Origin of the sequence: Streptomyces sp. NPDC002490 (assembly GCF_040296045.1) — a bacterium.
Classification (GTDB): domain Bacteria; phylum Actinomycetota; class Actinomycetes; order Streptomycetales; family Streptomycetaceae; genus Streptomyces.
Genome location: NZ_JBEOWM010000017.1, coordinates 20,324 through 39,723, shown reverse-complemented (window position 1 = coordinate 39,723; position 19,400 = coordinate 20,324). Strand labels below are relative to the sequence as shown.

The following is a 19,400-nucleotide window of genomic DNA, read 5'->3' as shown; positions in this document are numbered from 1 at the left end:
TCACACCCATGTCCGGGGGCGGAAACGGTTTGCACGTTCCACCAGTTCGATCCTCTCCGCGCCGCCGCGTGCGAGCCGCGCCAGCGTGCGGTACGAACGCTCCAGGCCGAGCCGCAGCCCGCGTTCGTCCACTTCGCTGCCGAGCAGCACCGATCGGCCACCGGGGCCGCCCGTTGCGGCCGGGCCCCGGCTACCGGAGAGTACCCAGTCCAGCGCCGTACCCAGCACCTCGGTCGACAGCCGTTCCCTGCGGACCGCGTCGAGGCCGAACGCGTCCAGCGCCTCCACCTGACCGGCGGCGGCGGTCAGGTCCTCCAGCAACTCCGGGTCCCCGCCGGAGACGATCCGTCCGCGCAGCCGGGCGCGGACCGCCGCCACCCGCGCCGCCGTGTAGTGGATCGACGACTCCGGCACCGACTCCAGGGCCCGCACCGCCCCCGACCGGTCGCCGGCGGCGAGCCGCACCCGCGCCAGCCCGAACGCCGCCGACACGTAGCTCGGGTCCGTCGTCCACACCAGGCGGTAGTACTCGGCGGCGTTGTCGAGCTGGCCCAACACCTCCGCGCACACCCCGAGCGCCAGCTTCGGCGCCGGCTCGCCCGGAAACGCGTCGTACACCGCGTCGAACGACAGGGCCGCCGTCTCGTGATCGCCGGTCGAGAGCGCGGCCACGCCCTGGTGCCAGATGACCCGCCAGTCCTCGCCGTCCCCCTCCAGCAGGGCCGCGAGCGTCCGCCCGGCGGCCCGGGGATCGCCCGCCGCCAGCAGGGCCCGCAGCTCCCGCAGCCGCAACTCCAACGAGTCGACGGGCGCCGCGCGCAGGGCGGCGAGCAGTTCGGCGGGCGCCGAGGACACCACCAGGCCCGCCAACAGCCCGGCGTTGGGGTCCCCCGGATCGACGTGCGGCACCGGCAGCGCCAGCGCCGCCGCCGTGACGTCCAGTGCGTGCACCGGGCCGTGCGGGGCCGTCGGGGCCGGCGGCCCCGCGGCGAGGGCGGCGGCGGGACCGCCGGTCAGGGCCGCCGCACCGCCCGCGGCGCGCCGTCCGGCCCGCCCGCGGGAGACCGGACGGGCCCCGAGCCTCGATCCCCCGGCGTCGGACCGGTCGAACAGCTCGGTGTCCGTGACCTTGAGTTCGGCCCCGAACAGCGTCGACAGGGCCGGCCGGGGACGCCCCGTCTGGAGGGCCACGACCTCCCGCAGCACCCCCGTCAACTGCTCCGCCATCTCCTGGGCCGAGGCGAACCGGCGTGCCGGGTCGGGGTCGGTGGCCCGTATCAACAGCCGGTAGAACGACTCGTAGGTGCGGAACACCTCGATGTGCTCGGGGTCGGGCAGCGAGTCCACGAACACCGTGGTGTAGCCCTGGAAGTCGAAGGTGAGCACCGCGAGGGTCCGGGCCACCGTGTACAGGTCCGAGGCGACGGACGGCCCCACCTCGGCGACCTCCGGGGCCTGGTAGCCCACGGTGCCGAAGATCGCCGCGTCCTCGTCGTCGATCCGGCGCACCGCGCCCATGTCGATCAGCTTCAACTCGTCCTGGGTCTGGATCGCGTTGTCGACCTTGAAGTCGCAGTACACCAGCTTGCGGCCGTGCAGGTGTCCCAGGGCCTCCAGGGCCTCGATGCCGTAGGCGCACGCCTGCTCCACCGGCAGCGGGTCCCGCCTGCCGCCGGGGGTGCGCCGCTCGTTGGCGATCTCCTTCAGCGACTTGCCGCCGACGTACTCCATCACGATGTAGCCGTCGAGGGAGCCCGTGCGCCGGTCGAGGTGCTCCACGAAGTTGTAGATCCGCACGATGTTGGCGTGCTCGATCTCGGCGAGGAAGCGGCGCTCCGCGATCGCCGCCTCCATGGCGTCCTGGTCACCGGCGTCCAGCAGGCCCTTCAGCACCACCCAGCGGTCGGCGACCGCATGGTCGATCGCCAGGTAGATCCAGCCCAGTCCGCCGTGCGCCAGGCACCCCATCACCTCGTACTGTCCGTGCACGACGTCGCCCCGGTCCAGCTTCGGGACGAACGAGTAGGGGTGGCCGCAGGCGGTGCAGAAGCCCTCCTTGCGCCCGATCTGCTCGCCGCGGGAACGCCCCACCGGGGAACCGCAGTCGGACCGCGAGCAGAACCGCTTGCGCTCGGGGACCTCCGGGTCCTCCAGCACCATCTCCGCCGGGTTGGGCCGGGGGATCTTGGGCACCTCGACCAGCCCGGCACCCAGTCGGCCCCGGGTGGACGGCCCGCCGACGCGTCCCGAGGGGTTCGCCCGCACCGACACCGAACGCTCGGTCACCCGCCCCGACACCGAGCCGGCCCGCGACAGCCGTCCGGACACCGAACGGTGCGAGGCCGCCGAGCCGGAGGAACGGGAGGACCGCGCGGAGCCGCCGGACGCCGGCGCGCCCGTGGGCGCGGAGCCGCCCGAGGGCCGCGGCTCCGGCACCCGGAGGGCCACCACCGGGGCCAGCCCGCAGGTGTCGCAGTACACCTGCCCCTCGCCCACGTCCTCGTAGCGGCCCGCGCACTCCGGCCGCTGGCACTCCGTCCCGTTCACCGGTTCCCCCTCCCGTCCGCGGACCCGCCCGGCCCGGCCGCCGGCGGGGCCAGTGCCTCGGCCGCGGCCTGCTGGTAGCGCAGCACCGCGCCCTCCGCCACCCGGAGGTCGCAGGGCGCGCTCCACAGCATGCGGCGGGCGAGGTCGTACCGTTCGATCAGCAGCGGATCCTCGGCCAGACCGTGCCGGGCCACCTTCGCCTTGTACGCGTCCAGCCGCCCCCGCAGTTCCGCACGGACCGCGAGCGGCGCCGTCACCGCCGTCAGCGACTCCCGGGCCCGCAACAACTCCTCCTCCGCACGCTCCTCCAACGCCTCCAACAGCGGCGACAACCGGTGCCACTGACCGTGCCTGCGGTACTCGGAGGCCGCCGCCCACTGCTCCTGGAGCGCGGTGGGCAGGCCGGAGACGGCCGGGACCTCGGTCGCCGCGATCTTCGCCAGCACCTCGCCGCGCGCGGTGCGGGCCTCCGCGAGGGTGCGGTCCGCCCGGGACAGCACGTCCCGCAGGTTCCGCAACCGGGACTCCGCGTCCTGGCGCACCGTCAGCACCGCGTCGATCTCGCGGCGCACCTCCTCCAGGGCCCGGGCCTCCCGGTCGTAGCGCTCGGTGTCCGCACGCCCGCCGCCCGGTGCCGCGCTCCCGCCGGCGGGGCGCCAGAACACCAGGGGGTCCGACACCGCCTGCCGACGCAGCTCGGCCAGGGTGCGGGTGATGCGCTCCAGGTCGTCGCCCGCGGGGTGCTCGCCGGGCCGCACGCCCACGGAGTGGGCCAGCCCGCGGGTGCGTTGCAACTCGGCGGAGAGCAGGTCGATCCGGGCCGGCAGCGTCGACCACACCGTGTCCGCGGCGACCACCAGGTCGAGTGCGCCCGCGTACAGGTCGTTCATGGCGGAGACCAGCTCCTCCAGGGTGAAGCTGCGGCTCAGCCGGGCGGGACCGGTGAGCGAGGGCGCCATCCGCGCGCCGTCGCCCCGCGGTTCCGGCACCGCCACGCAGGGGCCCCGCAACAGCTCCGTGAGCCGTACCAGGTCCTCCTGGCTGGACCAGCGCCTGCGGGCCCGCAGCTCCCGTGCCGTCCGCAGCGCCTCGGTGTACCGGTCGAAGTAGGACCACAGCAGGGTGACGGCGGCGTCGGTCTCGGCCCAACGGTCACGGGTGGTGCCGGTCAGCTCGGCGCCTTCGAGCAGCCTGCGGCCCGCGTGGTCCTGGAGCGCGAGGAGCGAACTCTCGATCGCCTCGTGCTCCACCCCGAGCCGTGCCAGCGCACGGTCCACCTCGTCCCGGTCCCACACCTGCTCGGCGGGTCCCGCGCCGCCCATCGATCACCTCGCTGTTCTCGGTGCTGCCCCGGCGGCCGGATCGCGTCCGCTCCCGTGCCGCCCTGCTCGTTCCACTCGCCCCGTTGGTGCCGCTCCGGACGGCCTCAGTCCCGGTACCCGGGAGGCTGGGGGGGACCCGTCCCCGGGCCCAGGTCCTCGGCCAGCCACTCCTTGTACGACTTCTGCCACTGCCCCTGGCGGAACTCCACCAGCACCTGGTTGACCCGGCGCACCAGGTCGTCGGAGCCCTTCTTCATCGCGATGCCGTAGTACTCGACGGTGAAGGGTTCGCCCTTGAGCTCCACCATCGGGTCCTGGGCCGCCTGCACCGCCGCCAGCACGCCGTCCGTGACCACCGCGTCCACCTCGCCGAGTTGGAGCCGCACCAGGCAGTCCAACTGGTTGGGGACCGTGACCGAGAGGTCCGCGCCGTGGCTCTTGGCCGTGAGCGCGTCCTTGGCGGTGGAGCCGTGCGCCGAGCAGACCCGCTTGCCCTTCAGCGAAGGGTCGTAGCCGGTGATCGAGGAGTTGCGGGCGGCCAGCACCTGCTGTCCGGTCTTGAAGTACGGGCTGGAGAAGTCGACGTCCTCCAGCCGTTCGCAGTTGATCGTCATGGTCTGCACGACCATGTCGACCTCGCCGTTCTTGAGGGCGGGGATGCGCCGGTTGGTGGGGATCGTCTTGAACTGGACCGTGCCGCCCGGCAGGATCTCCCGGGCCAGCGCCTTCGCCAGGTCGATGTCGAAGCCCTCCAGACCGCCGTTCTCCTTGTTCGGGTTGCGGTAGCCCCAGCGGAAGCTGTTTTGGTCCACCCCGATCACGAGCCGTCCCCGCTCGCGGATCCCGGAGAGCGCGGGACCGGTGGTCGAGGGCGAGGGCCGCAGGCTGGACGCCTCCGGCACGCAGTCGCTCGCCCTCGTGTGGAGCCCCTCCGCCGTCCCGGGGCCGCGCAGGGCGGGGTTGACGTCCCCGCTGGTGTGCGTCACGGGGAGCAGGACGAACAGGGCGGTGAGGACGCAGGCCACCGCCATCGCGGCGACACCGCCCCAACCCCGTAGGCTCACGCGTCGCATGGTCGCGTCCCCTCTCACCGGTACTCCGAAAGCCTGCGGCCGATCCCGAAGAGGGCGAAGGCCGCTGCGAGGGCCGCGAGACCAGCGGCCCCGAGAGCCAGGACGGTCATACTGCCCGGGGCGTTCCCGACCGCCTTCTTGAACTCGCCCTGTTCGTGGTCGAGCGCCTCCTCCAGAGCGGCGTCGACGACGTCGAAGCACTCGCCCGTGGGCTCGTCCGCCGCCGTGTCGAGGCACTCGCCCGCGGACGGCTCCCCCGGCTTGCCGATGATCCTGTCCAACGCGCCCTGGTAGTCGCCCGCTTCGTCCCGCTCCCGGGCCACCGCGTGCCGCTCCTGCCACGTCTTCAGGGCGTCCGCCGCCCTGGTGACCGGTGTCCGGCCGCTGTCGTCGTCGGCGAACCGCGCGGCGGTGGCGAGCAGACCGGTGCGGTTCTCCGTCCCGGAGAGCAGCGCCATCTGCTCCTTGAACGCCGCGTCGAACTTGTCGACCTGGTGCTTCTCCACGGTGATCGTCTCGGCGCCCCGACTGACCAGCGTCAGGTTCTCGTTGCCGCGCGCCTTCAGGGAGGCGAGACGGGCGTCGTTGAGGACGTTCAACGAGCGCACCCCGTCCTCGTACGAGGTGTTCAGCCCGGACCGGGCGACCGTGTGCCCGACGGCCAGCCAGAGCACCACCACCGTCGAGGCGGCGGTGGCGGCCAGCAGGCCGTGGTTGAACACCCGGTTGGTCCGCCGGTAGTTGCGGCGCTGCGCCCAGGCCAGCGCGGTGAGCGCGAGCACGCCCAGGCCGAGGGCCACCCAGGGGTAGGGCGTGGCGCCGTCGTAGTCGGCGCGCAACCGGGCGTTCTCGTGCTGGTACAGCTTCTCCGCGGCCGGGAGCATCTCGGTCTGCATGGTGTCGTTGGCGTAGCGCAGGTACGCGCCGCCCAGCGGCATGCCGTGGCGGTTGTTGGCGCGGGCCCGTTCCACCAGGCCGGTGTACCGCGGCAGGAGCTTGTTCAACTCGGTGATCGCGGTGGCGGACGCGGAGCCCGGTTCCGCGCCGGCGGCGGCCTTGGCCAGCTTCTCGGCTGCGGTGTCGACGTGCTGCCGGTAGCGCTCGGTGACCTCGACGGGTTCCTGACCGCGGGCCAGGAACCCGCTGGAGGCCGTGGTGTTGGCGTCGGCGAGGGAGCGGTAGATGGCCGCCGCGTCCGCGGCCAGGGGTTGGCTGCGGTGCAGCACGTCCTCGGCGGCGGCGGCACGGTCGGTCATCTGCCAACTGGTCGCGGCGCCGAAACCGACGACCAGCAGGGCGAGGACGGCCCCGATGATCCGCAGCCGACCGGGCTCGGTGCCCGCGGCGGCACGCAGCCGGCCCCACCCCTCCGCCCAGGCGCTGCCGCGGGGTCCGGGCGGCCCGGAGCCGGGGGGAGTCCCGGCGCCCTGCACCGGGGGCGCGGGCGCGAACGGAACCGGGGGAGCGGCGGGGACCACGGGGAGCCCGCCGTCCGGGGGTGCCGGTGGGACGGTGGAGGCGCCGGTGGGCTTGGCGCTGCCGGACGGCCCCGGAACGCCCCGGCTCGGCGGCTGCGTCATGCGGCTTCCCCCGTGCTCATCCCTCTCGTCCCCCCTGTGCTGCCCGTTCCGTGCGGTCAGTATTGCCGCCGGTGCCCCCTCGCGCACCGCCCTTGTCCGGATCGTCTGCCCCTACGGTGAATACGCCCCCCGGGGGTGTTCGGTTCCCGCTCGCACGGACCGTACACACGATCGAGTGAAGCGGTGTTGCCGCACCGCGCACCGACCGCCACGGTGGCCCCGCGCACGACGGAGCCCCCGCGCACACCCAGCCGGAGGGCGGGTTGGCGCGGGGGCTCCGGAGCCGCGCTAGGAGAGCTGCTCCCGCAGCCTCGCCTGGGCCCGCGGGCCCGCCCCGAGACGGTCCAGTCCCAGCAGCGCGGAGCCCAACACCGGGCGCTCCGCCACCACCTGGGGCACCGCCTTCGGGGCCCGGGCGGCGAGCCGGGCGCGCACCCCCTCGTCCAACCGCGGGTGGCGGGCTGCCAGTACGCCGCCGCCGAGCACCACGGGGGCCGCCTCGTCCAGCAGTTCCAGCCGGGTCAGCGCCACCACCGCCATGCCGACCACCTCGTCGGCGAGCCGGTCCACCAGGGAGCGGGCCACCTCGTCGCCGTCCTGCGCGCAGTCGAACAGCACCGGCGTCAACTCGTGGACACGGCCGGACGGCACGTGCCCGAAGTGCAGCGCCTCGATCAGCCCGTACATCGAGTCCAGCCCGAAGTGGGCGGGCAGCGCCCGCGCCAGGGCGGTGGCCACGCCGCGGCCGTCCTCGGCCCGGGCCGCGTGCCACAGGGCCTCCTCGGCGAGCCCGAGGCCGCCGCCCCAGTCCCCGGAGATCTTCCCGATGGCGGGGAACCGGGCGGTGCGGCCGTCTGGGCGCATGCCCACGCAGTTGATGCCCGCGCCGCAGACCACGGCCACCCCGCGCGGTTCGGCGACCCCGGTCCGCAGCAGGGCGAAGGTGTCGTTGCGCACGTCGACGCTGCCGGTGCCGCTCCAGCCGCGGCGCCGCAGGGCCTCGGCGAGCTGTCGCTCCTCGGCCGGCAGGTCGGCGTTGGCCAGGCACGCTGACACGTGCCCGACCTCGGTGAGCCCCGCCTCGGCGAACGCCGCGGACACCGCCTCGGCCAGGGTGTCCACGGCCGTCTCCACGCCCACCCGGGGCGGTTGGAACCCTCCGCTGCGGCCGGTTCCCACCACCCGGCCGTCGGCCAGGACCACGGCGGCGTCGGTCTTGCTGTTGCCCGCGTCGATGGCGAGCACCGGGCCCGTGACGGGGCCCCGGTGCTCGCCGTCGGGGGCGAGGTCGTTCAGGCCCACGCGAGGTGCTCCCGGTTGTGCGCGACCAGTTCGTCGGTGAGCTTCTCGGCGTACTCGACCTGTCCGACCAGGGGGTGGGCCAGCAGGGCGGTGAACACCCGCTCGCGCCCGCCCCGCAGGGCTGCGTCCAGCGCCAACTGCTCGTAGGCGGTGACGTTGGCGATCAGCCCGGCGTACAGCGGGTCGAGCTTCGGGACCGCGAGCGGGCGGGGCCCCTCGGCGTCCACCGCGGCCTGCACCTCGATCACCGCGTCGTCCGGCAGGAACGGCAGGGTCCCCCGGTTGAGGGTGTTGACCACCTGGTACGGGCTGCCGCCGCCGCCCAGCAGGGCCGCGGCGAGGTCGACCGCGGCCTCGGAGTAGAAGGCGCCGCCGCGCTTGGCGAGCAGCGCGGGCTTCTCGTCGAGCGCCGGGTCCCCGTACATCTCCAGGAGCTCGCGCTCCATCGCGGCGACCTCGGCGGCCCGCGAGGGCTTGGTCCGCAGTTCGCGGACCACCTCGTCGTGGGCGTAGAAGTAGCGCAGGTAGTACGAGGGGACCGTGCCGAGGCGGTCCAGCAGGGCGCGCGGCAGGCTCAGCGTGCCGGCGATGGCCTCGCCGTGCTCGGCGAGCAGCTTCGGCAGCACGTCCTCGCCCTCCGGCCCGCCGATCCGCACCCCGGTCTCCCAGGTGAGGTGGTTGAGCCCGACGTGGTCGAGGTGGATCCGGCCCGGCTCGACGCCCAGGTGCTCGGCGAAGCGGCGCTGGAAGCCGATGGCGACGTTGCAGAGCCCGACCGCCTTGTGCCCGGCGTCCAACAGGGCCCGGGTGACGATGCCGACCGGGTTGGTGAAGTCGATGATCCACGCGTTCGGGTTGGTGCGCCGGACCCGTTCGGCGATGTCGAGGACCACCGGCACGGTGCGCAGCGCCTTGGCGAGGCCGCCCGCGCCGGTGGTCTCCTGGCCGACGCAGCCGCAGGTCAGCGGCCAGGTCTCGTCCTGGTTGCGGGCGGCCTGACCGCCCACGCGCAGTTGCAGCAGCACCGCGTCGGCGTCCGCGACGCCGGCGTCCAGGTCCCCGGTGGTGGTGATGGTGCCGGGGTGGCCCTGCTTGGCGAAGATCCGCCGGGCGAGCCCGCCGACCAGTTCCAGCCGGTCGGCCGCCGGGTCCACGAGGACGAGTTCGCTGATCGGCAGGGTGTCCCGCAGACGGGCGAATCCGTCGATGAGTTCGGGGGTGTAGGTCGAACCTCCGCCGACCACGGTCAGTTTCATCAGTAGTACTAGCCCTTCACTCCGGTGAGCGTGACACCCTCGACGAACGCCTTCTGGGCGAAGAAGAAGACGAGGATGACCGGCGCCATGACCAGCACGGTGGCCGCCATGGTCAGGTTCCAGTTGGTGTGGTGCGCGCCCTTGAACGATTCGAGTCCGTAACTGAGCGTCCAGGCCGCCGGGTTGTCGGACGCGTAGATCTGGGGGCCGAAGTAGTCGTTCCAGGCGTAGAAGAACTGGAACAGGGCCACCGCGGCGATGCCGGGCTTGGCCATCGGCAGGACGACCCGGATCAGCGTGCGGACCTCCCCGCAGCCGTCGATCCGGGCCGCGTCGAGGTACTCGTCCGGGATGGTCAGCAGGAACTGCCGCAGCAGGAAGATCGAGAAGGCGTCGCCGAAGGCCATCGGGATGATCAGCGGCCAGAGCGTGCCCGACATGTCCATCTGCTTCGCCCAGAACAGGTACATGGGGATGATCACGACCTGCGGCGGCAGCATCATCATCGAGATGACGAGCATGAGGGAGAGCCGGCGCCCCCGGAAGCGGAACTTGGCGAGCGCGTAGGCCACCGGGATCGAGGACACCACCGACAGCACCGTCCCCAGCCCCGCGTACAGCAGGGTGTTGCGCCACCAGGTGAGGAAGCCGGGCGTGTCCCACACGGTCAGGTAGTTGCCGAACGCCCACTCCCGCGGCCACAGGTCCCGGGTGAGGGCCTGTTGGTCGTTCATCAGCGAGGTCAGCACGACGAAGACGAACGGCAGCAGGAAGAACAGCGCCGCCGCCACGCCGAGCGAGTGGACCGCGATCCAGTGCAGCACCGCCCGGCGCCGGGCGGTGCGGGCGGCCGGGGTGAGCGGTCCGTCGGCCGCGGGACGGGGGGCGACCGGGTTCGGGCGGGCGTCCTCGGTGGTGGTCGTCTGGGCCATGATCAGTCACCGGTCCCGATGAGGCCGCCGCGGCGCCGCATCAACAGTGCGGTGCACGCCATGGCGAGGACGAACAGGACGAGCGCCCCGGCGCAGGCCGTGCCGTAGTCGAAGCGCTGGAAGCCGACGTTGTAGACGAGCTGGGGCAGGGTCAGGGTGGACGCCTCCGGATAGCCCGGCTCGAACGGCTGTCCGGATCCGCCCATCTTCCCCGAGGCGACCTTGGCGGCCACGATCGGTTGGGTGTAGTACTGCATCGCCGAGATGACCCCGGTGACCACGGCGAAGAGGACGACCGGGGAGATGTTCGGCAGGGTGACGAAGCGGAACCGCTGGAAGCGGGAGGCCCCGTCCAACTCGGCGGCCTCGTACTGCTCCTTCGGCACGTCCAGCAGCGCGGCCATGAAGATCACCATCAGGTCGCCGACGCCCCACACCGCGAGGACGGTGAGCGCGGGCTTGGACCAGTCGGCGTCGTTGAACCAGCTCGGGGCCGAGATCCCCACCGTCTCCAGCAGGGAGTTGACCGGCCCGGTGCCCGGGTTCAGCAGGAACACGAAGGCCAGCGTCGCGGCGACCGGCGGCGCCAGGTAGGGCAGGTAGAACAGGGTCCGGAAGACCCCGGTGGCCGTCTTGATCTTGGTGATCAGCAGCCCGACGCCGAGCCCGAAGGCGACCCGGCAGGTGACCATCACCAGGACCAGCCAGAGGGTGTTCTGCATCGCCGGCCAGAACTTCGGGAAGTCGTTGAAGAGGTACGACCAGTTCGCCAACCCGTTCCAGGTGGGCGGTTCGAAGCCGTCGTACGCCATGAACGAGAAGTAGACGGTCGACACGAGCGGGTAGGCGAAGAAGAAGCCGAACCCGATCAACCAGGGCGAGAGGAAGGCCAGCGTGCGAAGCGCCGAGCGGCGGCGCTTCGCACGCAGCGGGTGCGCGGTGGACACGGTTACCGGGAGACCTTCGCGAGGTCCGTGTCGATCTGCTTCGCGGTCTCCTCCAGGCCGGCCTGGAGGTCCTTCACCTTGCCGGACTCGTAGCGGTAGCCGAGGTCCTGGAGGGTGTTCTGGTAGCCGATGCCGTCGACCGCCCCGGGCGAGGTGTTCGACTTGGGGTGCTTGGCGATGTCCAGGAAGGTCTTGAAGCGCGGGTCCAGCTTCAGGTCGGGCGAGTCCAGGGCGGCGAGGGTGGACGGGACGTTCTTGATCCCGTTCGCGAACTGCACCACCGCCTCCGTGTCCGTGGTCATGTACTTCACCAGCTCCCAGGCGGCGTTCTTCTTCCCGCTGTGCGGGGAGATGCCCATGATGGTCCCGGAGAGGTAGCCCTTGCCGTACTCGTCGACCTCGTCGTCCGCCACCGGCAGCGGTGCCACCCCGATCTCGAACCCGGGGTCGGTCGCCTCCGCCATGCCGAGCCGCCACTCCCCGTCGAGCTGCATGGAGACCTGGCCCTCGTGGAAGGGGTGCTCGGCGGCCCACTCGTCGCCGAAGGTGGTGCGGTACTTCTCCAGCTTCTCGAAGCCGCCGAGCTCGTCGACCATCTTCTTCTGGAAGGTGTACATCTCCTTGAAGGCGGGGTCCTTGGCCACGTTGGACTTGCCGTCCGCGTCGAAGTAGGCGTGGTTCCACTGGGAGATGTAGTGCGAGACGACCGTCTCGTAGCCGTGGTAGTTCGGCATGAAGCCCAGGGTCTCGTAACCGTCACCCTTGGCCTTGGTCAGCTTCTTGGCGACCTTCAGGAACTCGCTCCAGGTCTTGGGCGGCGCCTCGATCCCGTGCTTCTCGAACTCGTCCTTGTTGTAGTAGAGCCCGTACGCGTCCGACAGCAGCGGCATCGCACAGCGGGTGCCCTCGAACTCGGTGTACTCCCGCAGCACCTTGGAGAAGGTCTTCTCCAGGTCGATCCCGTCCTTCTCGATGAACCGGCCCAGGTCGGCGAAGGCGCCCGAGGAACAGAACTTGCCGACGTTCGCGGTGGTGAACGAGGAGATGACGTCGGGGCCCTTGGAACCGCCCGCCCGCAGGGCCTGGTTGAGCTTGTCGTCGTTGATCCCGCCGATGACCTTCACCGTGATGTTCGGGTGCTTCTTCTCGAAGCGGGCGATGTTGTCCTCGATCGCCTTCACTTCCGAGGGGGCGGTCCAGCCGTGCCAGAAGGTGATCGTCGTGTTCGCGGACGCGTCGTCGTCGGCACCCGTCGAGGACTGGCCGGTGCAGGCCGTCGCGAAGAGGGCTATCGAGGTGGTGGCGGCGAAGGCGGCCGCCGCCTTCCGACGGAACGCGGGCATTCTGAGCATGACGAGGTCTCCCTTGAGCGGTTCGGCAAACGGGTGGGGGATGGTGCGCCGTACATGTGCTGTGCAGAGAGGTGCGTGTGGTGCTGTCGGTGCGGGGCGGGTCCAGTGGGGTAGGGGACGGGTGGACAGTGGGGGGAGTGGGGGGGAATCCGGGGGACCGGATCCCGTGGGGGGGGGTCAGGGGGCGCGCGAGGTGTCGAACACCTCGTCGCGGGTGGCCGCGAGCGCGCTCTCCAAGGCGCCGCGCAGCACCGGGTGGCCGCGGACCTCGCCGACGACCAGCCGGGGACGGGGGGCGGCCAGGTCCCGCAACTCGGCCTCGACCAGCGACCGCAACACCTCGCCGCCGGCGGCGAGCACCGAACCGCTGAGCACGATCAGCTCGGGGTCCAGCACCGAGACCAGGGAGGCCAGGCCGGTCGCCAAGCCGGTGGCGTAGGTGCGCAGCAGGTCCTCGTGGGCGTCGTCGGAGTGTCCCCGGTGGCGGGAGGGCGCGGGGGCGTCCCGGGCGTCGAAGCGGGCCGCGGCCCGCCCGATCAAGGCGGCGGCGACCTCCGGGTGGGAGCCCTCGGGCACCGGGGCGATGCCGAACGAGCGGGCCAGCCGGGCCACCACCTGGGCGCCCGCCAACTCCTGGTAGCCACCGCTGTTGGTCCGGGTCACCTGACGCATCAGCGGGGCGCCCGGCACCGGGAGGAAGCCCACCTCGCCGGCGCCGCCGGTCCAGCCGCGGTGCAGCCGGCCGCCGAGCACCAGGGCGGCGCCCAGGCCGTCCTCGTTCCACAGCAGGACGAAGTCCTCGTGGCCGCGGCCCGCGCCCAGCCGCTGTTCGGCGAGGGCCACGAGGTTCACGTCGTTCTCGTACTCGACGGGCATCGGCAGCGCCGCGGCCAGCTCGTCGAGGAGTGAGGGGGCGTGCCAGCCCGGCAGGTGCGAGGCGTAGCGCAGTCGACCGGTGGTGGGGTCGAACGCGCCCGGGGTGCCGATGACCAGGCGGTGCACCTCGGACCGGGTCAGTCCGGCGTCCGCGGTCGCACCGTCCAGGGCCTCGGTCACCAGGTCGACCACCGGCCGGGCGGTGCGGCGCCCGGGGGTGCGCAGGGCGAACTCGCCGACCGTGCGGCCGGTGATGTCGGCGACGGCGGCGCGGATGCCCTCGGGGCGGACGTCCAGCCCGGCGGCGTGGGCCGCGGCCGGATTGACCGCGTACAGCTGGGCGTTGGGACCGGGGCCGCCCTCGGTGGTGCCGGTGGCCACCACCAGGCCCGCCGCCTCCAGCCGGGCCAGCAGCTGGGACGCGGTGGGCTTGGAGAGCCCGGTGAGCGTGCCGATCCGGGTGCGGGACAGCGGCCCGCGGGCGAGCAGCAGGTCCAGTGCCGCCCGGTCGTTCATGGTGCGCAGCACCCGGGGGGTGCCCGGGGTGCCGCCCTGGCCCGTGGTGCCGGCGGGGTGGGGGCGCCCGGTGGGGCCCTGGGCGTTCATCGCGGAACCACCCGCCCTCCTCTCCGGCCACCGTCCGGCACTGTTAGGAAACTTTCCTATCTGATGCACGGGACGGTAGGGGGCGGGCCGTGCACACGTCAATGCCGGGGGCGCGCGGCTACCAAGTCGTTATCCGTCCCCCCTCCGGAGGGTCCGGACACGACCGTGCCCCCGGCCGGGGACCGGGGGCACGGGACGGCGCGGGGCCGGTGGATCACTTGGTGAGGTTGGGGCCCGGCGGTATCGGGGCGGTGGCCATCGACTGCGGCGACGCCGCGTTGCCGTACGCGGAGGGCGCCGCCATCCCCGCCGTCGGGTCGCCCGCCCCGTCCTCGCCGTCCTGCTGGAGCGGGAGCCCGCCGACGAGCTGGATGCCCGCCTCGTCGAAGGTCCGCTTGATCCGCCACCGCAACTCGCGCTCGATGCCGAGGGACTTGCCGGGCATCGTCTTCGCGGAGACCCGGATCACCATCTGGTCGATCAGCACGCTGTCCAGGCCCAGGATCTCGATGGGGCCCCACAGCTGCTCGTTCCACGGCTCGTCCTTGGCCATCCGTTCGGTGACCTGGGCGAGCGTGGCGCGTACCCGGTCCAGGTCCTCGCTGGGGCGCACGATCACGTCGACCCCGGCCGTGGACCAGCCCTGCGAGAGGTTGCCGACCCGCTTGACCTCGCCGTTGCGGACGTACCAGATCTCGCCGTTGTCCCCGCGCAGCTTGGTCACCCGCAGGCCCACCTCGATGACCTCGCCGGAGGCCACGCCCGCGTCGATGGTGTCGCCGACGCCGTACTGGTCCTCCAGGATCATGAACACCCCGGACAGGAAGTCCGTGACGAGGTTGCGCGCGCCGAAGCCGATCGCGACGCCCGCGACACCGGCCGAGGCCAGCAGCGGGGCCAGGTCGATCTGGAACGTCGACAGGATCATCAGGGCGGCCGTGCCCATGATGAGGAACGAGGTCACCGAGCGCAGCACCGAACCGATCGCCTGCGAGCGCTGGCGCCGCCGCTCCACGTTCACCAGCAGCCCGCCCAGTGCGGTGCCGTCGACGGCCTGCGCGGTCCGGTTCATCCGGTCGATCAGCTTGGTGATCGTCCGCCGGATCACCGCCCGCAGCACCAGGGCGATCACCAGCACCAGCAGCACCCGCAGACCGATGCTCAGCCAGGTCGACCAGTTCTGCTCGACCCAGCTCGCGGCGTTCGTCGCCTTCTCGTGAGCGTCCTCCAGGGTGCCGGGCCCCTGCTCGGAGCCCTCGGCCGACAGGACGGACAAGAACACGGCACGTACCTCCAGGCGTAGCGGCCTGCCCGGCCGGGGGAGAGGTGGGCGCGGGCCCGCCTGGATCGGGCAGACACACCACACTAACGGGGCAGTGCGGCCCGAACAGTGGTCTGCGCCACGCCCGCCGGGACGGCCGCGGCCCGCGCCGCCCGCCGCCCGCGGCCCTCACCACCTGCGCCGCGACCCCCTCGCGCGCCCCGCCGTGCGGCCCCCGCCGGCCGGCGGGCGGAGCGGGGACGCGGGGGGAACGTGAGAAAAAACTCCCCCACCCCGTTACCCGGAGGTGGTGGCGCGTCCACCAGGCAAGAGGGGAGACTGAACGAGATCGTCCCGGCGCGAGCCACGCGCCGCCGGCGTACAAGGAGGCAGTCCGTGCCGCACGTCCTGGTCCTCAACGCGTCGTACGAGCCCCTCGGTGTCGTACCGCTCCGCCGCGCGCTCGTCCTCGTCCTGGAGAACAAGGCCGTCTGCCTGGAGGAGTCCGGCGCCTTCATGCACAGCGCGACCGTCACCGTCCCAGCACCCAGCGTCGTGCGCCTCAAACGCTTCGTACGGGTCCCCTACCGGGGGCCCGTTCCGCTGACCCGCCGCGCCCTGTTCGCCCGCGACGGCGGACGCTGCATGTACTGCGGGGCGGTCGCCACCAGCGTCGACCACGTCATCCCGCGCAGCCGGGGCGGCCAGCACGTCTGGGACAACGTCGTGGCCTCCTGCCGGCGCTGCAACCACGTCAAGGCGGACCGGCACCTGGTGGAGATCGGCTGGCGGCTGCGCCACCAGCCCGCCCCGCCGACCGGACTGGCCTGGCGCATCATCGGCACCGGTCACCGGGACCCGCGGTGGCTGCCCTACCTCCAGCCCTACGGGGCGGAGGACGCCCTGGCCCGGATCGACGGGGTCTCCGCCTGAAGTCGGCGGCGACCCCGACCGCGCCCGGAACCGGTCAGCGCCCGCCGATCGCGTACGCCTCCACCGACCACAGCGAGTACCCGTAGCGGGTGCCGCGCCGGTCTCCCTGGACGCGCACGAACCGCACGTCCCGCGCGTCCATCCGGACCGTCTCGCGGCCCCCGCGCCCGTCGGCGACCGTCGCCGCGGTGCGCCAGGTGCGGCCGTCCGAGGAGACCTGCACCCGGTAGCGCTTCGCGTGTGCCTCCCACCGCAGCACCACCTGCCCCAGCCGCACCGGGCGGTCCAGCTCCACCGACCACCAGGAGTCGTCCTCGGCGGGGGAGGACCAGCGGGTGGCGGGGTCGCCGTCCACCGCCGACGCCGCCGGGAAGTCCGGGGTCTCGTCGGCGGACGAGCCGGCCCGCGCCCCGCGCGCCAGATCGGGCCCCCCGGTCTCGGGGAAGGCCCGCACGGTCAGCACCTCGGTCCGGCCGCCGAAGGCCACCGCGACCCGGTAGTTCCCTGCGGGGGCGTCCTTCGGCACGCTCAGCACGAGCGGCACCTCCAGCCGGGTGCCCCGGGGCACCAGCACCTGCTTGGGCACCCGCACCTCGACGCCCTCCGGCGCCCGGACGGTCACCTTGCCGCGCACCGCGCCCGGGCGCTGTGCGGTGAGCCGGACGGACACCTTCCGCGGCTCGCCGCCGAGAGCCACGTCCACCTCCGTCCGGGCCAGTGCGAAGGCGGCGGGATCGGTGTCCGCGTACCAGGGGACCAGGTGGCGCACCCGGGAGGGCTCGGGACCGCTCACCCGCAGGCCCCGCACCTCCACGTCCTCGGTCGACAGTTCGGTCCAGCCGTCCGCGGACAGGTCGCCCAGCCGCCGCCAGCCCTCGCCCTCGACCAGCGCCTCCACCGCGCCCACGGTGCCCGGCTCGGTCAACGCGGTCACCGCCGACAGCGGCCGGGGCCGGTCGAAGGCGAGGGTCCGGCCGTCGCCGGCGCCGGTCGGCTCCGGCTCCGAAGCCGCCCCCGACCAGGTGGCGAACGCGGTCCGGGCCCGCTTCAGGAACGGCTCCAGCACCCCGTCGCCCACCGTCACCCCGGCGGCCCGCACCTCCGCCAACTGCCGGTCCAGGTCCCGGGCCCGCTCCCAGGCCGCCGCCCCGTCACCGCGGTCCATCGCCGCCAGCAGGTCCAGGGCGCCCACCCCGGCCGTGCCGTACCGGGCCAACTGGTCCGCCCACGGCCGGACCTCGTCGTACAGTTCGGTGCCGGTCAGGTCCCGCGGCACCCAGGTGAGCTGCTCGAAGGCCGACCGCAGCCGCCGTTCGTCCGCGGCCCGGTCCTTCGCCCCCGGCTGCCGCGAGCCCCAGAACCCGTCCACCAACGGACGCAGATAGGCCGACTCCTCCGCGCCGAGCACCGAGGACGCGTCGTGCGCGGCCAGCGCGGTCACCGCCGCCCGGGTCCGCTCCGACTCGCCCGCGGAGACCGCGTCGATCGCCGCCCGCCAGGAGGCGCCGGGCTGGTAGGCGCGCGGGTTCCAGGTGAAGTCCGCGGCCGTGAAGAGCGGGATGCGGGACACCACCGGCTGCTGCATGGCGTTGCTCAGCAGCGCCGCGGAACGCCCCGCCACCGCGGGCGCCCGCCCCAGGTAGGGGCCGAGGAAGACCCGGTCCCGGGCGAAGTCGTTGACCGGGTAGTTGTCCATGGTGACCACCGGGCGGCCGAACGCCGATTGGACGCGGGCGAGTTCCGCGCCGGTGATGGTGCGCGGCACCACCCCGACCCCGGTCCACGCCACCTCCACGGGCGCCCCCGCCGACGCGGAACCGTCCAGGCCGGCCGCGAGCGCCCGGCGGTAGGGGGTCTCGCCGTCCTGGTAGTACTCGGTCGGCATCACCGACAGCGGGGCGGCGCCCGGGTACCGCTCCGCCAGGTGCCGGGCCACCGCGCTCGCCACCCGGGCGTGCGCCCGCGCGGCGGCCTGCGGGCCCGAGCCGAACGCCTCCGCGTCCTGCCGGCAGTGCCACTCGCTGTAGCTGACGTCCTGGAACTGGAGCTGGAAGGCCCGGAACCCGAGCGCCCACATCGCGTCCAGCTTCCGGTTCAGCGCCTTGACGTCCGCCTCCGAGGAGAGGCACATGCCCTGCCCGGGCGCCACCGCCCAGGCCAGCGTGACGTGCTGGCGCCCGGCCCGCTCCGCCAACTCCCGGAACTCGGCGCGCTGCGCCGCCGGGTAGGGCTCGCGCCAGCGGGCCTGCCGGTACAGGTCGTCGCCCGGCGCGTACAGGTAGCGGTTCTGCTTGGTGCGGCCCAGGAACTCGACCTGGGCGAGCCGCTGCTGGTGCGTCCACGGGGTGCCGTAGAAGCCCTCGGTCATGCCCCGCACGGCCGTGCCGGGCCAGTCCCGGACCGCCACCGGGGCGATCCGGGACCCCTTGACGAGCTGACGCAGGGTCTGCACCGCGTGGAACAGTCCGTCGGGGCCGGCGCCCGCGAGGGCGACGGTGGCCCGGCCGCCGTGCTTGCCCACCGCCAGCCGGTAGCCCCCGGTCGGCAGGTCGCCCCGGGCCGGCGCGCCCAGCGCCCGCAGGACCGCGTCCAGCCGGGCGCCCGCGGCGGTGCCCAGGGGGCCGCCGTCCCCGGTGTCCGGGCCGACCCGGATCACCAGCGCGGACCCGTCGGGCACCCGGTCCCGGTCGGACAGCCGGATCACCCGCCGGGCGCCCGCCTCCTGCACCAGCGCCGTCAGCTCCGCCACCGCGTGCTCGTCGACGCCGCCCGGGGCGACCAGGAGCACCTCCTCGGTGACCCGTACCGAGGTCTTGCCGGCGCGCACCTGCTGGGGGCGCGGCCACACCGCGGGCACCGGGCCCTCCTTCGCCGCCCGGACGCCCGGGGTCGGCGCCGAGTCGCCGGACACCCCGGGGACCGGCGCGCCGGTGCCCCCGCCGGGGCCCGGGGCGTTGCCGGGCTGGTTCGGGACGGCGGAACCGGGGGTGACCGCCCCGGGGGCGGCGCCCGGCGGGGTGGACTGCTCGGCCGGGCCCGCCGCGGTGGGCGCGCCCACCCCCGAGGTCGCCCCGAGCGTCGAGGGCCCGCCGCCCAGGGCACCCGCCATGAGGGCCGCGGCGACCGCTCCCGCCTTCGTCCTGCGCTTTATCACGGCGCCCGCCCTTTCCGCCCGTGCTGGGCCGCCGTTGGCCCAAAACGTTACGGAGCCCACCACTCGGTGGGGGAGCATGTCAACGTCAGTGGCCGTTGTGCCGGTTTTGCCCGGACGGACGCGCTTCTGCGGCGCCCTGACGCGCCGTCGGTCACAGTGCCTCCATGGCGACCACCGCGCCGGCCCCGCCGCCTCCGCGACCGGGGCGGGTGACCCCGACCACGATCGCGGGCGGATCGCGTCTGCCCCCGGCCGACCC

Annotated in this window: 13 protein-coding genes; 1 reads left to right on the top strand and 12 read right to left on the bottom strand. The window is 73.6% G+C overall.

The features are described 5' to 3' along the window. The 11 genes from ABT092_RS13435 to ABT092_RS13385 form a co-directional block, all read right to left on the bottom strand. On the bottom strand, nt 1-2,547 hold the full coding sequence (locus ABT092_RS13435) for a serine/threonine-protein kinase (RefSeq protein ID WP_351243161.1): 2,547 nt from the start codon (nt 2,545-2,547) through the stop codon (nt 1-3). Further along, entirely contained in the window at nt 2,544-3,869 is a 1,326-nt protein-coding gene (locus tag ABT092_RS13430; RefSeq protein WP_351243159.1) for a hypothetical protein, read from the bottom strand. The genes ABT092_RS13435 and ABT092_RS13430 overlap by 4 nt, the downstream gene beginning before the upstream one ends. Before the next feature lie 104 nt (nt 3,870-3,973). Further along, the gene (locus ABT092_RS13425) at nt 3,974-4,942 is read right to left on the bottom strand and encodes a glutamate ABC transporter substrate-binding protein (protein ID WP_351243157.1); all 969 of its coding nucleotides are present in this window, start codon (nt 4,940-4,942) and stop codon (nt 3,974-3,976) included. Nucleotides 4,943-4,956: 14 nt separating this feature from the next. Continuing rightward, complete coding sequence (locus ABT092_RS13420; RefSeq protein WP_351243155.1) at nt 4,957-6,522, bottom strand: GlnX family signal transduction membrane protein; 1,566 nt, start codon at nt 6,520-6,522, stop codon at nt 4,957-4,959. Between the two features lie 288 nt (nt 6,523-6,810). Beyond that, nucleotides 6,811-7,824, bottom strand: a complete 1,014-nt coding sequence (locus ABT092_RS13415) for an N-acetylglucosamine kinase (protein WP_351243153.1) — start codon at nt 7,822-7,824, stop codon at nt 6,811-6,813. Next, nucleotides 7,815-9,080 (bottom strand): 6-phospho-beta-glucosidase, encoded by a 1,266-nt coding sequence (locus ABT092_RS13410; RefSeq protein WP_351243151.1) that lies wholly within the window; start codon nt 9,078-9,080, stop codon nt 7,815-7,817. Before ABT092_RS13410 ends, ABT092_RS13415 begins: the two co-directional genes overlap by 10 nt. 8 nt (nt 9,081-9,088) lie before the next feature. Continuing rightward, nucleotides 9,089-10,012: a carbohydrate ABC transporter permease gene (locus tag ABT092_RS13405; protein ID WP_351243149.1), complete on the bottom strand. Its 924-nt coding sequence runs from the start codon at nt 10,010-10,012 to the stop codon at nt 9,089-9,091. Between the two features lie 2 nt (nt 10,013-10,014). Next, a complete protein-coding gene (locus ABT092_RS13400) occupies nt 10,015-10,959 on the bottom strand; it encodes a carbohydrate ABC transporter permease (RefSeq protein WP_351243147.1) in 945 nt (314 codons plus the stop codon). Between the two features lie 2 nt (nt 10,960-10,961). Next, nucleotides 10,962-12,302 carry an ABC transporter substrate-binding protein gene (locus ABT092_RS13395; protein ID WP_351243298.1) on the bottom strand — a complete coding sequence of 447 codons (1,341 nt, stop codon included), beginning with the start codon at nt 12,300-12,302 and terminating at the stop codon, nt 10,962-10,964. A gap of 186 nt (nt 12,303-12,488) precedes the next feature. Next, the gene (locus tag ABT092_RS13390; protein ID WP_351243145.1) at nt 12,489-13,793 is read right to left on the bottom strand and encodes an ROK family transcriptional regulator; all 1,305 of its coding nucleotides are present in this window, start codon (nt 13,791-13,793) and stop codon (nt 12,489-12,491) included. A gap of 214 nt (nt 13,794-14,007) precedes the next feature. After that, nucleotides 14,008-15,075 (bottom strand): mechanosensitive ion channel family protein, encoded by a 1,068-nt coding sequence (locus tag ABT092_RS13385; protein ID WP_351243143.1) that lies wholly within the window; start codon nt 15,073-15,075, stop codon nt 14,008-14,010. Between the two features lie 375 nt (nt 15,076-15,450). On the opposite strand from ABT092_RS13385, the gene ABT092_RS13380 reads away from it, so the two are divergent. Beyond that, nucleotides 15,451-15,987, top strand: coding sequence for an HNH endonuclease (locus ABT092_RS13380; protein WP_351243141.1), 537 nt, complete (start codon nt 15,451-15,453; stop codon nt 15,985-15,987). Between the two features lie 34 nt (nt 15,988-16,021). On the opposite strand, the gene ABT092_RS13375 is transcribed toward ABT092_RS13380, so the two are convergent. After that, entirely contained in the window at nt 16,022-19,141 is a 3,120-nt protein-coding gene (locus ABT092_RS13375; protein ID WP_351243139.1) for a glycoside hydrolase family 84 protein, read from the bottom strand. Between the last annotated feature and the right edge of the window lie 259 nt (nt 19,142-19,400).

Coding starts and splice junctions, on each gene's coding strand:
- ABT092_RS13395 (WP_351243298.1), bottom strand. CDS start 12,302: ATGCCCGCGTTCCGTCGGAAGGCGGCGGCCGCCTTCGCCGCCACCACC.
- ABT092_RS13420 (WP_351243155.1), bottom strand. CDS start 6,522: ATGACGCAGCCGCCGAGCCGGGGCGTTCCGGGGCCGTCCGGCAGCGCC.
- ABT092_RS13410 (WP_351243151.1), bottom strand. CDS start 9,080: ATGAAACTGACCGTGGTCGGCGGAGGTTCGACCTACACCCCCGAACTC.
- ABT092_RS13390 (WP_351243145.1), bottom strand. CDS start 13,793: ATGAACGCCCAGGGCCCCACCGGGCGCCCCCACCCCGCCGGCACCACG.
- ABT092_RS13430 (WP_351243159.1), bottom strand. CDS start 3,869: ATGGGCGGCGCGGGACCCGCCGAGCAGGTGTGGGACCGGGACGAGGTG.
- ABT092_RS13405 (WP_351243149.1), bottom strand. CDS start 10,012: ATGGCCCAGACGACCACCACCGAGGACGCCCGCCCGAACCCGGTCGCC.
- ABT092_RS13425 (WP_351243157.1), bottom strand. CDS start 4,942: ATGCGACGCGTGAGCCTACGGGGTTGGGGCGGTGTCGCCGCGATGGCG.